Raw genomic sequence first — 15,981 nt, 5'->3', positions numbered from 1 at the left:
CTGGCCGGTACCGACCAGCCCGCGCAGCCCCGGTTCCAGTGACGCGCCGGTGTGGTACATCCCGCGGCGCAACATCGCCCCGCCCGCGTAGACGTTCTCTGTCACCGCGTGCCGCATGAAATCCACCGGTGCCACGATCGGGACCCCGCCGGTGACCACTCCGGCGACCCCGCCGAAATGGTCGATATGTGGATGGGTGTAGATGACCGCGGTCACCGGCCGGTCGCCCCGATGCCGCCGGTACAGTCCGAGCGCCGCGGCGGCCACCTCGGTGGACACGAGCGGGTCGATGACGACCACTCCGCGCTCGCCCTCGACCAGTGTCATGTTGGACAGATCCAGGCCTCGCACCTGATAAAGCCCCTCGGCCACCTCGTAGAGGCCGTGCCTCGCGCACAGTCGGGACTGTCGCCAAAGGCTCGGATGTACCGTGGGTGGGCATTCGTCCGCCAGGAATCGGAACGCCTCGTTGTCCCACACCGTCCGTCCGGCCTCATCCCGCACGACGCATGGTTCCAGCGCGCCGATCAGACCCCGGTCGGCCGCCTCGAAATCCAGCTGATCGCCCTTCGGCACGCGACCCCTCCTGTACCTGGCCATGGAAAAGCACCGCAGACGTCGTACGCCCACGGGACCGGAATTCCAGTCGGCTTCGTACGTACCCAGAGGCGCCGTGGCCACGCAGGTCGGAATCTGGTTCAGGGGCCGGCGGGAAACGACCGGTGCGGTGGCGTCGCGCGCAGCGCGAGAAGCGCGATGTCGTCCTCCCCGGTCCGCGGCGCCATTGCGGCCAGGACGCCGTCGCAGAGGCTGGCAAGGGCAATGTCTTCGCCAGCAGGGCCTTCGCCAGCGGGGGATTCGGTGGTGAGGCCTTCGGTGGCGAGGCCGGTCAGGACCCCGCGCAGGGCGTCGAGTCCTTCGTCAAGCGAGGTGCCGCGGCGTTCGACGAGGCCGTCGGTGTAGAGCAGCAGGACGGCACCGGGCGGGAGGAACGCGCTGTGGTCATGGCGGTCGGCGTGGGTGTCGAAGCCGAGCAGCAGGTCGGTCCGGGCCGTTTCGAGGATCTCGGTGGATCCGTCGGCGTGCACGAGGATCGGCGGCAGATGTCCGGCATTACACCAGTGGACAGTGCGTGTACGCAGGCTGTCGGCGCCGCTGCCGCTGTCGCCGGGGTCGGCAGCGGCCTCGACGCGGACGAGGACGACGGTGGCGAGGGCGTCCACGCCGAGACCCGCCGCGGTGTGCTCGAGGGCGCTGAGAACGGCGGCGAGTGGACTGGACCGGTCCGGATGGTCCTGTCCACCGGCCGGGACGTGGCTGACCGAAGGTTGGCTGGCAGGGATTTGGTCGGCGGGGGTGCGACCGTCGGCGACGGGGGTGAGGTCGGCGGTGTAGGCCAGGGTGCGCAGCAGCCCGCGCAGCTGCGCCATCTTCGCGGCCGCGGTGCTGTCGTGCCCGGTGACGTCGCCGATCACCAGGACGGTCGAGCCGTCGGTGTGCTCGAAGGCGTCGTACCAGTCGCCGCCGACCCGGGCGGCGTCCTGGGCGGACTGGTAGCGGACCTCGATCTGCAGGCCGGCGGGGGTGGGTGGTGGGGTCAGCAGGGCGAGTTGCAGGGCCTCCGCGAGTTCGCGTACCTCCCGGGCGGTCTGTCGTTCCTGCTGGGTCGCGCGGATACGGTGCAGCGCCTGGGCGCACTGGGCGGCGAAGCCGTCGAGCAGGTCGAGTTCGCTCGCGGACGGCTCGTGTTCGTCCACCCAGGCCGCGGCGAGGCTGCCCAGGACCTCCCCCTGCACGGTGAGCGGCAGGACGGCCCAGCCCAGTCGGGCGGTGTCGGCGTAGACGTCCGCCATGATCGGATCGAAGGCGTGGCCGGACGCGACGGTGGGCAGCAGAACGCGCCGGCCCGTCCGGGCGGTCCAGCAGCTGGGTAGCGGGCTGTCATACGGGACGGCGCTGTAGGTGAGCCGGGCCCGCTCGCCGAGGGCGGCGTTGAGGGTGATCCGCCAGTTGCCGGTCTCGTCGGGGGAGACCACGGCACCGCCGTCCGCACCGAGTGTGGCCAGCCCCTGGCCCACCACGACGGCTTCCAGGGCTTCGACGGTGTCCACCGAGGTCAGCGCGAGGGAGACCTCGGCCAGGGTGGCGGCCTGGCGGGCCGCCACGTCGCGCTCCGCCGACGCGTGCAGCAGCGACCGGGTGATGGACCGTTCCCGCTCCAGGATCTCGTGGCGTTCGGTGACGTCGAGGAAGTAGGCCACGACCCCGCCGGTGCCTTCGATGTCTCCGATGACGTGGATGTCCAGCCACCGGCAGAGCGGCTCGGGGTAGTAGATCTCGATGTTCTCCGGCTTGCGCAGCCGCGCGACGCGCCGGTAGACCGTTTCGAACTCGGTGCCGACGACCGCGGGGAAGATCTCCCACAGCGATCTGCCGAGCAGTTCCTCGCGAGACCGGCCGCACGACCGCTCACCGGCGGGGTTGACACCGTTGCAGCGCCAGTCGGCATCCCAGGCGATGAAGCCCACCGGCATCGTCCGCAACAGCTGCCAGGCCTGACGTTCCACAGGGGTCAGGTCCCGCTCCGAGCCCGCGGTCACTGCTCCCACCCTTGTCGTGCACGGCCGATGACAGTCGAATGTTCCTGCCGAAAATAGCCGAGTCCCCGGACTCGGGCCACAGGTGAGACGGACCAGGAAGGGGTGGATCAGACCTGGGGTGGATCAGACCTGGGACGGACCGGGCGGGTGCGGTAGGCCGCAGGTGCCGGGTCAGGGACGAGGGAGCCGAACCAGGCCCAGGTAGAAGTCGTCGATGGTGTGGATGGTGCCGAGGAAGTCGTCCAGATCGGTGGGTTTGCAGACGTAGGCGTTGGCGTGCAGCTGGTAGCTGCCGGCGATGTCGTCGGGCGCATCGGAGGTCGTGAGGATCACGACCGGGATGGTGCGCAGCTCGGAGTCGGCCTTGATCGCGGCAAGCGTCTCGCGGCCGTCCATCCGTGGCATGTTCAGATCGAGCAGGATCAGGTCCGGCCGTGGACGGGCCGGGTCACGCAGGTACTGCAGGGCCTGCACCCCGTCACCGACAGTGTGCAGATTCTGGCCGAGTCCACGGGAGAGGAACGCTTCCTCGATGAGCAGGGCGTCACCGGCGTCATCCTCGGCGAGCAGGATGTCGTAGGGGCGCCTTGGTGCGGCAGCGGTCATCGGATCCCGGTTTCGATCGCCCCCCACACTCGTCGTGCGGTGGTTGGTGCCACGTCATCATGGCATGACCGGGACGTCCAATGTGGCGATCTTGAAGGGTGTCCGGCGGGCGGACCCCCGGTGCGACAGACCGGTGGAAGGCGGACGAAGGTGGCGTCGCAACAGGCGGTCCAGGGCCGGCCGTCCGGCTGGACCACCAGCCGGTGGTTGTCGGCCGGGGTGGGCGGCACCCTGGTGGTGCTGGTCACGCTGGGTGTGCTCGGCGCCTGGCTGCTCGCCCACGCGACCTCGGTGAACCAGCGCCTCATCGACCGCAGCGCCCCCGGCCTGCTCGCCGCGGTCCGCCTCGACGCCGCCCTGGTCGGCCAGGAGACCGGCGTGCGCGGCTTCGGGATGACCGGGCAGGCCGAGTTCCTGGCGCCCTACCGCCAGGGGGTCGCGGATCAGAACCGGCTGGCCGGCGAGCTGCGTCGACTGCTGACCGCCGACGGCAGCCGCACCGACACCCTCGACGACCTGCTCGGACGGGCCACCAACTGGCACCGGGTGTACGCCGACCGGGTCGTCGCCGCACCCCCGGGCGCACCGGTGGCGTTCGCGACGGCGCAGGCCACCACCGGCAAGACGGCGTTCGACGCCCTGCGCGCGGCAAGCCACACCCTGCAGGAACAGCTGGGCGCCGCCCGTGCCGAGGCCCGGGCGGACCTGATGCACGTGCGCCGGCTGCGAAACTGGACCTTCGGCGCGATCGCCCTGGTGATCCTCGCCGTCGCGGTCCTCGCGTTCGTGGGTCTGCGCCGCGCCGTGTCCGCGCCACTCGCCCGGCTCGCCAGCGACGCCGCCCGGGTCGCCGCCGGCGACTTCGACCATCCGATCCGCACCGGCGGTCCCGCGGACATCCAGACCGTGGCCCGGACCGTGGACCTGATGCGTGGTCGCCTCGCCGCCGCCCTCGTGGCCTCCGAACAGGCCCGTTCGGACCTCGACCGCCGGGCCGAGGAACTACGCCGCTCCAACACCGACCTCGAGCAGTTCGCCTACGTCGCCTCGCACGACCTGCAGGAACCGCTGCGCAAGGTGACCAGCTTCTGCCAGTTGCTGCAGCGCCGCTACGGCGGCCAGCTGGACGAACGCGGCGACCAGTACATCGGTTTCATCGTCGACGGCGCCGCCCGCATGCAGAAACTCATCCAGGATCTGCTGGCGTTCTCCCGCGCCGGCCGGGCGGATCACCCCGCCGAGGACGTCGACCTGGACGTGGTCCACCGCCGCGCCCTGGAAGATCTCGAGCTGGTTGTTCGGGAAAGCGGCGCGCAGCTGACCCACGACCCGTTGCCGACGGTCGCCGGACACCCGGCCCACCTGGAGATCCTGCTGACCAACCTGCTCGGCAACGCCCTGAAGTTCCGCCACCCCGAGCGCACTCCGGCCATCCACGTCGGCGCCGAACGCGACGGCGATCACTGGCAGATCAGCGTGACCGACAACGGTATCGGCATCGAGGCCCAGTACAGCGAGCGCATCTTCGTCATCTTCCAACGCCTGCACAGCCGGGAGGACTATCCCGGAACCGGCATCGGCCTCGCCCTCTGCAAGAAGATCATCGAATATCACGGTGGCACGATCCGCCTCGACACCGATCGCGCCGTCGGAACGTGTGTGGTGTTCACCCTGCCGGCCGCGTAGCGCGATGTCGGCGGAGGCGCACCGTTTCGCTCCGCCGCTCTCGACCGAAGTTACTTTCTGTAGCGATGTTGCGGGCTGTTGTGGGGCACTGAGAGCCAAAGGGGTCGTCGTGGGGGTATTCGTGTCCGATTTGCCCCCCACGGCGACCTGTTTGGCGTGATCTTGCTCCGTGGCTGGCCGCGGGGTGTGGCGGCTGGGGGGTTCGGGGTCCGGGACGGCGACTGTTCGCGGCGGACGGATCCGCCAGCCCGCCCGGCTCTCGTGTACACCGCTGCCTGTAGGTGGAAAGGGTCGGTCGCCGTGGGGCGTCCGGATACAGTGACGCTCCCGTGGGGTTCCTCGACGCAAGGGCGGCGCGACGCAGCGATGGAGGCGGCGGGATGAGGACATATGGCGACATTGCGGCGTTGAGCGTGGCGGGGCGCCGCCGGTTGCTGGTCCGCCTACAGGTCGTGGTGCCAGGTGTGACGGACGTCTCCGCCGAATACGTCCACCTCGTCGACCTGGCTGAACCGGCCGAGGTGGCTGACCTGGCTGACCTGGCCAGGACGGCCGATCCGGCCGCTGGTGCGGGTGGTGCGGGTGGTGCGGCTGAGCCCGGGGGGCTGAGCGGGTCAGACGAGGAACGGCTGCGGGGGCTGCTCACCTACGGGGAGAGGTTCGGCGGCGACCGGTCCGCGACCGTGGCGACCCTGGTGGTGCTGCCGCGGCCGGGGACGATCTCGCCGTGGTCGTCGAAGGCATCGGACATCGCCGCGTCAGCGGGGCTCACCGCCGTGCGGCGCATCGAACGCGCCACCGTCTACTACCTGCCTGGCGCTGAGGCATCCGACCTGCGCGTGCTCGCACCGCTGCTGCACGACCGGATGACCGAGGTCGTCGAGGCGTCGCTGGATGCCGCTGGTGCGCTGTTCGCCGCCGGGCGGCCGCGGCCGCACACCGACGTCGACCTGCTCACCCAGGGGGAGGCGGCCCTCACCCGGGCCAACGCCGACCTTGGTCTGGCGCTCGGCGCGGGCGACATCGCCTATCTGGGCGAGAGGTACCGCGAGCTTGGCCGCAACCCGACCGACGTCGAGCTGATGATGTTCGCGCAGGTCAACAGCGAGCACTGTCGGCACAAGGTGTTCAACGCCGACTGGGTGATCGACGGGGAGCCCCGACCGAAGAGCCTGTTCGCGATGATCCGCAACACGCATGCGCGCTCCGGTGAGAACGTGCTCTCGGCGTACTCGGACAACGCGGCCGTGCTGCGCGGCGAACCCGCGTCCTGGTTCTACCCGGACCCGCACACCCACGCCTACCGTCGCCACGACGGCCCCGCGCACATCCTCGTCAAGGTCGAGACGCACAACCATCCGACCGCGATCGCGCCCGGCCCCGGTGCCGCGACCGGTGTCGGTGGAGAGATCCGCGACGAGGGGGCCACCGGCCGCGGCGGCGTCCCGAAGCTGGGCCTCGCCGGCTACACCGTCTCCCATCTGCGGATTCCCGGCGATGACTGTGCGTGGGAGGGCGAGGGGGACAGTCCGGAGCGGATCTCGTCCCCACTGGAGATCATGACGGACGCGCCGCTTGGCGCCGCCGGCTACAACAACGAGTTCGGCCGGCCGAACCTCGTCGGCTACTTCCGCACCTTCGAGGCGCCGGACGGCCGAGGCCAGCGGTGGGGATACCACAAGCCGATCATGATCGCGGGTGGGATCGGCAACGTCCGGGACGCGCTGGTGGGCAAGGGGCAGCTGGCGGCGGGCGACCTGGTCATCGTGCTCGGCGGGCCGGCGATGCTGATCGGGCTCGGCGGCGGGGCCGCGTCCAGCATGCAGACCGGCGCGGGTGACGCCGAGCTCGACTTCGCCTCGGTGCAGCGCGGCAACGCCGAGATGCAGCGCCGGGCGCAGGAGGTCATCAACGCCTGCTGGGCGCTGGACGAGGCCAACCCGATCGTGTCCATCCACGACGTCGGCGCCGGCGGCTGGTCGAACGCGCTGCCCGAGCTGGTGCACGACGCGGGCCGCGGCGCCGTGTTCGAGCTGCGCGACCTGCCGAACGCCGACTCCGGCATGACCCCGCTGCAGATCTGGTGCAACGAGGCGCAGGAACGCTACGTGCTCGGTATCGCCGCCGCCGATCTGGACACCTTCACCGCCCTGTGCGCGCGGGAACGCTGCCTGTTCGCCGTGGTCGGCACGGTCACCGACGAGCAGCGTCTCGTCGTGCGCGACCGGTTGTTCGCGATGGCGCCGGTGGACGTGCCGATGTCGCTGCTGTTCGGGGAGGCGTCCCGACAGACCCGCACCGCACGTTCGGTCACCGTCGCGACGGCGCCGTTCGACGAGTCCGGGATCGTGCTGGCCGAGGCCGTGCAGCGGGTGCTGCGGGTGCCCGCGGTCGGCAGCAAGAAGTTCCTCATCACCATCGGTGACCGCACGGTGGGCGGTCATACCGTGCGCGACCAGTTGGTCGGGCCGTGGCAGGTGCCGGTCAGCGATGTCGCCGTCACCGCGTCGGCGTACGGGAGCCGCACCGGTGAGGCGCTGGCGATGGGGGAGCGCACACCGCTGGCCACCGTGAACGCCCCGGCCGCGGCCCGGATGGCCGTCGGCGAGGCCCTCACCAACCTGGCCGGCGCCGCCGTCGCCGACCTGAGTCAGGTGGCGCTCTCGGCGAACTGGATGGCCGCCGTCGGCGTGGACGACCAGCAGGCCCCGCTCTACGACGCGGTCGAGGCGCTGGGCGAACGGTTCTGCCCGGATCTCGGCATCCCGATCCCGGTCGGCAAGGACTCCACCAGCATGCGCACCGTCTGGACGGACGACACTGGCGAACACGCCGTCACCTCCCCGGTGTCGCTGATCGTCACCGCCGGAGCGCCGGTCGCGGACGTCTCCCGGGTGCTCACCCCCCAGCTCGCCCGCGACGAGGACAGCCGCCTGATCTTCGTGGACCTCGCCGGCGCTGGCGACAGTGGCGACGCCGGCAGGGGTGTCGGTGCTGGTGGCCGCACCGGGGGGCGGCTCGGTGGCTCGGCGCTGGCCCTGGCGTACGGACGGCACGCGCCCGCGGACGTCCCCGACGCCGATGCCGAGGTGCTGCGGGCGTTCTTCGCCGCCTCCCGGCGGCTGGTCGCCGACAGTGACGTGCTTGCCTATCACGACCGGTCCGACGGCGGCCTGCTCGCGACGCTGGTCGAGCTGGCGTTCGCCGGCAGGGTCGGCCTCGACGTCGACCTCGCCGGACTGCCCGGTGGCACGCTGCTGGCCCGGCTGTTCGCCGAGGAACTCGGTGCCGTTCTCCAGGTGGCGGGCCCCGCCGTCGACCGGGTGGTCGCGGTGCTGGCCACCGCGCTGGGCGCGGACCGGGTCCACGTCCTCGGCCGGCCCACGCTGACGCAGCGGATCGTGCTGCGCGACGGGGAGACGGTCGTCTACGCGAACGGCCGGGCGGAGCTCGAACGGGTCTGGGCGACGACCAGCTATCTCGTCCAACGGCTGCGGGACAATCCCGACACCGCCGACGCGGAGTTCGACGCGCTCCTCGACGACGCCGACCCCGGCATCACCGAACGGATCACGTTCCCCCTGCTGCCGGCCGCCGCCCAGCCGGCCGCTGCCGACCGGCTCGCCCGGCCGAAGGCCGCGATCCTGCGGGACGAGGGCGTCAACGGGCATGTCGAGATGGCGGCGGCGTTCGACGCGGCCGGTTTCGACGCGGTCGACGTGCACATGACCGACCTGCTCACCGGCACCGCCGCCCTCGACGACTTCCAGGTGCTCGCGGCCTGCGGTGGCTTCTCCTACGGTGACGTGCTCGGCGCGGGCCTTGGCTGGGCGAAGTCGATCCTCGCCCAGCCCGACCTCGCCGCGGCCTTTCGCACCTTCTTCCACCGCCCGGACACGCTCACCCTCGGTGTCTGCAACGGCTGCCAGATGGTCGCCGGCCTCGGCACGCTCATCCCCGGCGCCACCGGCTGGCCGACCCTGTTGGAGAACACCTCCGAACGGTTCGAGGCCCGGGTGTCCAGCCTGCTCCTCGAGGACTCACCGTCGGTGCTGTTCGCCGGGATGGCCGGTTCGGTGCTGGCCGTGCCGATCGCCCACGGCGAGGGACGGATGGACTTCGGCCCCGCCGGCACCCCCGGTGCGGTGACCGCCCGTTACGTCGACAACCACGGCAAGCCCACCCAGGACTACCCGGCCAACCCCAACGGCAGCCCCGCCGCCGTCGCGGCCGTCACCTCCGACGACGGCCGCGTCACCCTGATCATGCCCCACCCGGAGCGCGCCTTCCTCACCCAGCAACGCTCCTGGCTGCCCGTCCGCACCGGCACCGGCACCGACAGCGCCGGGGACGAACCCGGCCTGGGCGCTGGTGACGAGACGTTCGGCCCGTGGCTACGCATCTTCCAGAACGCCCGCACCTGGCTCGACGGGCGCTGATCCCCCGCCCGGACGGGGAACGCATCCCGTCCGACCAGATTGTTCCGTGCGGCCGCCGCCGCGGTCCAGCCCGCGCAGGGCGTGGTGGAGCCACAGCGCGGACAGCAGGCCGAGCAGACCGGTGAGGGCGATCAGCCCAGAAGGCGTGCCGGAACGCCCCCTCGGGATCGTCGGGCAGGTTACGTGCGATGACCACCGCGAACAGCGCCCCACCGAGCGCGCCGCCGACGCGCTGCACGATGTTCACCGTGGTCGTCGCGTCCGGGAGCTGCTCGGGGGTGACCGTCTTGTAGGCGGCGATGCCTGCCGGGACAGCCGCGAACGCGGTCGCCGCGCCGAACAGGGCGAGGACGATCTGGATGACGACCTCGCCGGCGTCGAGCGGCAGCAGGGCGAACGCGACGCTGACCGCGACCAGCGTCGCGCAGCCGATCGCCGACACCACCCCGCCGCCGTGGCGGTCGGTGAGCCGCCCGGCGGCGGGCATGACCAGCGCCGTCGCCGCGCCGAGGCCGAGCAGCCGCAGACCGGTCGCCAGGACGCTCTGGCCCTGACCGATCTGGAGGTAGAGCGGGAACACCAGACCGCTGCCGAACAGGATCATCCCGGTCAGGCCGGTCGTGACCGTCGCGGCGCGGTACACCTGGTTGCGCCGGTAGAGCCGCAGGTCGAGCAGCGGCTCGCGGTGGCGCAGGGAACGGGCCACGAAGGCGGCGAGCGCACCCACCCCGACGGCGAGCGCCCCGACCACGACGGGATGCGCCAGGGAGCCACGGTCCCCTCAGGCCGTGAGCGCGTACACCAGCGCGGGCAGACCGGTACTGATCAGCAGCAGGCCCGGCCAGTCGAGGTGCGGTGCCCGGCCGCGTTCGCCGCGGGGGAGGTAGCGCAGCCCGAGGGCCAGACCGGCGGCCCCGATCGGCAGGTTGATCGCGAACAGCCAGCGCCACGACCCACCGTGCAGGATCAGGCCGCCGATCACCGGACCCAGCGCGGGCGCGACGGCCACGACGATACCGAGCGTGGCCATCACCCGCCCGAGGCGGGCCGAGCCGACCGCCCGGCCCAGCACGGTCTGACCGGCGGGGATGAGCAGCCCGCCGGCGAGGCCCTGCAGGACCCGCAGCGCGATGAGGCCCGAGACGGTCGGCGCCGCCGCGCACAGCCCCGAGGCGACGGTGAAGGCCACGAGGCTTGCCAGCCACACCCGGCCCGGCCCGTACCGGCGGCCCAACCAGCCGGAAAGCGGCAGGGACACCGCGAGAGCCAGCAGATAACCGCTGGTCACCCACTGGGTGGTCGCGAGGGTGGAGCCGAGGTCGGAGCTGATCGACTTCAGGCCGATGTTGGCGAGCGAGGCGTCCAGCCCGCTGGCGAACGCGCCGAAGACGATGACCCCCGCCAGCCGCCAGACCGGCCAGCCGATCCGGTCGTCCGCGGCGCCGGTCATCCGCCGACCAGGCTCTCCCCGGCGGCGTCCGATGTCGGGTCGGGTGCCGCCGGGCTGGTCGACGGACGCAGCGGTGCGAGCGCCCGCGACCAGGCCCGCACCTCGTCCAGGAGCCGGTCCAGGATCTGCCCGTGGTGCGGTCCCGGACGGAAGGTGCCGGGCAGCGCCGGGTCGGTCAGTTCGAAGTCGGTGAACAGGGAGAGCGCGACCTGACTGCGCACGCAGGCGACCTTGACCTCGGCCAGGGTCAGCCGCAGATGCTCCACGGCGCGGGTGCCGCCGGTGATGCCGTAGCTGACGAACCCGGCGGCCTTGTCGTTCCACTCGGCGAACAGGTAGTCGATCGCGTTCTTCAGCGCGGCTGGCATCGAGTGGTTGTACTCGGGGACGACGAAGACGAAGCCGTCGTAGGAGGCGACCGCCCGCGCCCAGCGCCGGGTGTGCGGGTGCTGGTAGTCGCCGATCGCGGCCGGGACCGGCTCGTCGAGCAGCGGCAGGGCGACGTCGGCCAGGTCGACCAGTTCGACGACGGTGTCGTCGGCGCTGGCCACCCGGGCCTGTGCCTCGCGGAACACCCAGGTGGCCACCTGGTCGACACGACGGCCCGGACGGGTGCTGCCCATCACGATGGCGATTCGGATCATCCTGACACCTCGATCATCGTTGTTCGTCGACGGGTGGATCTCCCAAACTTACAACGATCGTTGCATTTTGTGCAACGTGCGTTGTACTTGAAGGTCGCCGTGGCTATGCTCGGCGGCGAGGAGGAACCATGGACAGCCAGGGCGGGATCCGCACGGGTGTGGCCGATGCCGCCTCCGGTCGAGCGGCGCGGACGGGGCGTTCGTGGCGCGCCGGCGACAAGCGGCGCGACCTGCTGGACGGTTCGCTCGCGGCGTTCGCCCGCGACGGGTACACCCGGGCCAGCGTCGACGCGATCGCCCGGGCCGCCGGCACCTCGAGCCGCACGATCTACAACCATTTCGGCGACAAGGCGGGGCTGTTCCACGCGGTGATCGTGGACAGTGCCCGCCGGGTCGCGGACGCGCAGATCATCCTCGCTGACCGGCATCTCGGAAAGATCGTCGACATCGAGGCCGACCTGCTCGAGTTCGGCCGGGTCTGGGCGACACCGGCCCCGGAGTTCGCCGATCACTTCACGCTCGTGCGGCAGGTCATCGCGGAGGCGGCGCATGTTCCGCCGGCCACGCTGGAGGCATGGCAGGAGCAGGGGCCGCGGCGGGTCCGGCGCGCACTGGCCGCCCACCTGCGGCGGATCGCCGACGCCGGGCACCTGTCCCTGGCCGATGCCGACCTCGCCGCGGCCCATCTGGTCCTGCTGGTCGCCGGGGACAGCGGCCAGCGCTCGCTGCACGGTGCTGTCGCGCTCGAGCCGGCCGAGATCCACGCCACCTCGGACGCCGGAGTGCGCGTGTTCCTGCACGGCTACGGCGTGCGTTGAGCCGGCCCGGGCGGGGGCGCGAAAAAATCTCGGAATTCTTCGGCGTCGGGTGTCGAGAACGGTGGGCCGGCTCCGTCCCTGGGGCATGAGTGGCCGCGACGGGCCACCGGATACCGAAGGAGAACCGAGATGAAGTACCTGCTGCTCAAGCACTACCGCGGTGGCCCGGACCGGGTTGTCGACTTCCCGCCGCTGGACCAGTGGGAGCCGCGGGCGGTGGACGCGCACATCCGGTTCATGCAGGAGTTCGCCCGCCGGCTGGAGGGCAGCGGCGAGTTCGTCAGCGAGCAGGCGCTCTCGCCCGAAGGCGCGTTCGTGCGCTTCGACGGAGAGGGCCGTCCCCCGGTGACCGACGGTCCGTTCGCGGAGACGAAGGATCTGATCGCCGGCTGGATGGTCATCGACGTGGAGTCCTGGGAGCGGGCCCTCGAACTCGCCGGCGAGCTGTCCGCCGCACCCGGCCCGGACGGCGAGCCGATCTACGAATGGCTGGAGGTGCGGCCGTTCCTGACCGCGCTGCCCACCTTCACGCAGTGAGCGACGGGGGCTGAGGGCCGGGCCGGAACGGGCCAGGCCGGGCCAGGGTGGGCGGCCGGGTCAGGTCCGCGCTGGGGGTGCGGCGATCGGGGTGTTCTGGGCGGCGGCCAGCCACCACTGGCCGTCCCGTTCGACCAGGGTGTAAAGCGCCATTTCGGAGAATCCGCTGGCGTCGTTCGCCCGCCGTCGGATGTGGGCGATGGCCACCCCGGGCGCCGGGGCGCGCACCGCGACGACCTCGAACGTCGACGGTGGCGCGGCGCTCCCACCGGCAGCGGTGTGCGGGGAAAGTCATTAGCCGGATCGGTCGGTGGTTGGCAGAATGCCGATGTGCTGCTGACCGTGTCGACGACCGTACGGCCCGCTACTGACCTGGGGTTTCTGCTGCACAAGCATCCCGAGCGGGCGCAGCAGTTCGCCGCCGGCACGGCGCACGTGTTCTATCCGGAGGCCACGGTGGAGCGCACGACGGCGACGCTGCTGCTCGACATCGACCCGGTCGGCCTCGTCCGCGGCAGAGGCGGCGGGCCCGCGGGTCGTCGCGGCGGCCGCGGCAGAGGCGGCGGATCGGCGGTGGACGCGCCGGCACGCTATGTCGACGATCGGCCGTATGCGGCATCCAGCCTGCTCGCGGTGGCCCTGGCGGGTGTGTTCTCGACGGCGATGGCGGGCATCTGCACGTCCCGTCCGGAACTGGCCGCCACCGCCATCCCCCTGCGGATCCGCATTCCTGCGGTGCCGTGCCGTGATGGTGGGGCGGCGCTCGCCGAGCGGCTGTTCGCCCCGCTCGGCTGGGCCGTCGAGGCCCGCCCCGCGCCGCTGGACCCGCGGTTTCCCGAGTGGGGCACGGCACCCCATCACGATCTCACCCTGACCGGTACCCAGCGCCTCGCCGACGCGCTCACCCACGTCTACGTGCTGCTGCCCGTCCTCGACGACGGCAAGCACTACTACGTCGGACGGGACGAGGCCGACAAGCTCGTCCGAGAGGGGGCGAGCTGGCTCGGGGAGCATCCCGAACGCCATCTCATCGCCCGCCGCTACCTCGCCCACCGCCGCGGACTCGCCAGTTTCGCCCTCGCCCAGCTGGCCGTGGCCGAGGACGTCCCGGACGAGAGCATCGCCACCGGTTTCGAACCGGGCCTCGTCCCCACCGAGCAGGAACCCGACCCCGCCAGCACCGACTCTGCCAGCACCGATGCGGCCGATGTTGATGCGGCCGATGTTGATGCGGCCGGTGCCGAGGCGGAGCCGAAACGGGTGCCGCTGGCGCAGCAGCGGCGCGAGGTGATCCTTGACGTGCTGCGGGCGGCGGGTGCGGGCCGCGTCGCGGACCTCGGCTGCGGCGACGGGAAACTGGTGGCCGCCCTGCTCGCCGACACGGCGTTCACCGAGGTGATCGCCGTCGACGTGTCACACCGCGCGCTCGAGCTGGTCGCCCGCCGGCTGCACCTCGACCGGATGCCCGAACGGGTCCGCGGCCGGCTGCGCCTTGTCGCCTCGTCCCTGACCTACCGGGACGCCCGCCTGGCCGGGCTGGACGCGGCGGTGCTCAGCGAGGTCGTCGAGCACGTCGACCCGCCGCGGCTGCCGGCGTTGGCCGAGGCGGTGCTCGGCGCGGCCCGTCCGCGTCTGGTCGTGATCACCACGCCGAACGTCGAGTTCAACGTCCGCTACGAGGGTCTCGCTGCCGGGACGCCGCGCCACCGCGACCACCGCTTCGAGTGGACCCGCGCCGAGTTCGCCACCTGGGTGCGCGGCCTGAGCGCCACCTACCCGTACACGGCCCGCCTCGGCGGCATCGGCGAAACCGACCCGACCCTCGGCGCCCCCACCCAGCTCGCCATCCTCGAACGGCAGGACGACCGATGACCGACCCGAGCGCCGCATCCGACGCCGCGTCCGAGGCCCGTGCGTCCGAGGTCGGGGTGGTACCTGAGGCGAGGACGCTGGCGATTCCCGAGATGTGCCTGGTGGTGCTCGTGGGGGTGTCGGGGTCGGGGAAGTCGACGTTCGCCCGCGCGCACTTCCGGTCGACGCAGGTGCTGAGCTCGGATGTCTGCCGTGGCCTCGTCGCCGACGACGAGAACGACCAGAGCGCCACACCGGACGCCTTCGACGTGCTCCACTACATCGCCGGCAAACGGCTCGCGGCCGGACGGCTCACCGTCGTCGACGCCACGAACGTCCAGTCCAAGGCGCGGGCGTCGCTCGTCCACGTGGCCCGCGAACACGACGTGCTGCCCGTGGCGATCGTGCTGGACCTGCCCGAGCGGGTCTGCGTGGCGCGTAACGCCGAACGTGCCGACCGCGCCTTCGGTCCCGCCGTCATCCGCCGCCAGGCCGCCGACCTGCGTCGGTCGCTGCGCGGCCTGGCCCGCGAGGGCTTCCGCCGCGTCCACGTGCTGCACTCGGTGGACGAGGTGGCGGGCGCGACCATCGAGTACACGAAGCTGTTCACCGACCTGCGCCACGAGACCGGCCCGTTCGACATCATCGGCGACGTCCACGGCTGCCTCGACGAGCTCGAGCAACTGCTCACCCGCCTCGGCTACCACCTGCGCCGCGACGCCGATGGCAGTGCAGACGGCGGCGGTGGTGACGGCGGACGGCCCGTTTCGGCGTGGCATCCGGACGGGCGGCGCGTGGTGTTCGTCGGGGATCTCGTCGACCGTGGGCCGGCCGTCCCCGGCGTGCTGCGTCTGGCGATGGGGATGGTCGCCGAGGGCACCGCGTTCGCCGTCTGTGGCAACCACGAGAACAAGCTCGTGCGCGCCCTGGCCGGCCGAAAGGTGACGGTCGGTCACGGTCTCGCCGCGTCGCTGGAGCAGCTGGCGGCCGAACCGGCCGAGTTCCAGGCGCGGGCGACGGCGTTCTGCCAGGACCTGGTCTCCCACTACGTCCTCGACGCGGGACGCCTCGTCGTCGCCCACGCCGGCCTGAAGGAGGCCTACCACAACCGCGCCTCGGCCCGGGTGCGCTCGTTCGCGCTCTACGGTGACACCACCGGCGAGACCGACGAGTACGGCCTGCCCGTCCGGCTGCCCTGGGCGCGCGACTACCGCGGCCGGGCGACGGTCGTCCACGGCCACACCCCGACACCCGAACCGGAATGGGTCAACAACACGCTGTGCGTCGACACCGGCTGCGTGTTCGGTGGCAGCCTGAGCGCCCTGCGTTATCCCGAACGCGAGCTGGTCG

Annotated in this window: 12 protein-coding genes and 1 pseudogene; 6 read left to right on the top strand and 7 right to left on the bottom strand. The window is 71.9% G+C overall.

The window, feature by feature from the left end:
* The 3 genes from G6R24_RS10130 to G6R24_RS10120 form a co-directional block, all read right to left on the bottom strand.
* The coding region (locus G6R24_RS10130; RefSeq protein WP_225438349.1) for an MBL fold metallo-hydrolase at positions 1-576 on the bottom strand (576 nt) is incomplete at its 3' end.
* 122 nt (positions 577-698) lie between these two features.
* Entirely contained in the window at positions 699-2,600 is a 1,902-nt protein-coding gene (locus G6R24_RS10125; RefSeq protein WP_163549010.1) for a SpoIIE family protein phosphatase, read from the bottom strand.
* A 171-nt stretch (positions 2,601-2,771) separates the two neighbouring features.
* Positions 2,772-3,206 carry a response regulator gene (locus G6R24_RS10120; RefSeq protein ID WP_163549009.1) on the bottom strand — a complete coding sequence of 145 codons (435 nt, stop codon included), beginning with the start codon at positions 3,204-3,206 and terminating at the stop codon, positions 2,772-2,774.
* Positions 3,207-3,356: 150 nt separating this feature from the next.
* Here G6R24_RS10120 and G6R24_RS10115 point away from each other — a divergent pair, with 150 nt between their 5' ends.
* Positions 3,357-4,892: a sensor histidine kinase gene (locus G6R24_RS10115; protein ID WP_225438348.1), complete on the top strand. Its 1,536-nt coding sequence runs from the start codon at positions 3,357-3,359 to the stop codon at positions 4,890-4,892.
* A 380-nt stretch (positions 4,893-5,272) separates the two neighbouring features.
* Positions 5,273-9,331, top strand: a complete 4,059-nt coding sequence (gene purL, locus G6R24_RS10110) for a phosphoribosylformylglycinamidine synthase (protein WP_163549008.1) — start codon at positions 5,273-5,275, stop codon at positions 9,329-9,331.
* 223 nt (positions 9,332-9,554) lie between these two features.
* Here the strand turns inward: purL and G6R24_RS23675 are convergent.
* The 3 genes and pseudogenes from G6R24_RS23675 to G6R24_RS10095 form a co-directional block, all read right to left on the bottom strand.
* A pseudogene (locus G6R24_RS23675) lies at positions 9,555-10,037 on the bottom strand (MFS transporter); the annotation flags it as partial.
* Positions 10,038-10,112: 75 nt separating this feature from the next.
* The gene (locus G6R24_RS23670) at positions 10,113-10,781 is read right to left on the bottom strand and encodes an MFS transporter (protein ID WP_163549006.1); all 669 of its coding nucleotides are present in this window, start codon (positions 10,779-10,781) and stop codon (positions 10,113-10,115) included.
* Complete coding sequence (locus G6R24_RS10095) at positions 10,778-11,425, bottom strand: NADPH-dependent FMN reductase (protein ID WP_163549005.1); 648 nt, start codon at positions 11,423-11,425, stop codon at positions 10,778-10,780. The genes G6R24_RS23670 and G6R24_RS10095 overlap by 4 nt, the downstream gene beginning before the upstream one ends.
* Before the next feature lie 128 nt (positions 11,426-11,553).
* Between G6R24_RS10095 and G6R24_RS10090 the strand changes: the two genes are divergently transcribed.
* Both G6R24_RS10090 and G6R24_RS10085 read left to right on the top strand, forming a co-directional pair.
* On the top strand, positions 11,554-12,243 hold the full coding sequence (locus G6R24_RS10090) for a TetR/AcrR family transcriptional regulator (protein ID WP_163549004.1): 690 nt from the start codon (positions 11,554-11,556) through the stop codon (positions 12,241-12,243).
* Positions 12,244-12,372: 129 nt separating this feature from the next.
* Complete coding sequence (locus G6R24_RS10085) at positions 12,373-12,780, top strand: YciI family protein (protein ID WP_163549003.1); 408 nt, start codon at positions 12,373-12,375, stop codon at positions 12,778-12,780.
* Between the two features lie 60 nt (positions 12,781-12,840).
* Here G6R24_RS10085 and G6R24_RS10080 read toward each other — a convergent pair whose 3' ends face one another.
* The gene (locus tag G6R24_RS10080; RefSeq protein ID WP_217451584.1) at positions 12,841-13,008 is read right to left on the bottom strand and encodes a hypothetical protein; all 168 of its coding nucleotides are present in this window, start codon (positions 13,006-13,008) and stop codon (positions 12,841-12,843) included.
* A gap of 102 nt (positions 13,009-13,110) precedes the next feature.
* Between G6R24_RS10080 and G6R24_RS10075 the strand changes: the two genes are divergently transcribed.
* Both G6R24_RS10075 and G6R24_RS10070 read left to right on the top strand, forming a co-directional pair.
* A complete protein-coding gene (locus tag G6R24_RS10075; RefSeq protein ID WP_163549002.1) occupies positions 13,111-14,652 on the top strand; it encodes a 3' terminal RNA ribose 2'-O-methyltransferase Hen1 in 1,542 nt (513 codons plus the stop codon).
* Positions 14,649-15,981: AAA family ATPase (locus tag G6R24_RS10070; protein WP_163549001.1), on the top strand; the 1,333-nt coding region annotated here is incomplete at its 3' end. The genes G6R24_RS10075 and G6R24_RS10070, both read left to right, overlap by 4 nt.

Source organism: Candidatus Frankia nodulisporulans (assembly GCF_902806475.1).
GTDB lineage: Bacteria > Actinomycetota > Actinomycetes > Frankiales > Frankiaceae > Frankia > Frankia umida.
Note: the sequence above shows the minus strand (reverse complement) of the source record. Positions and strands in the feature narration are given on the sequence as shown.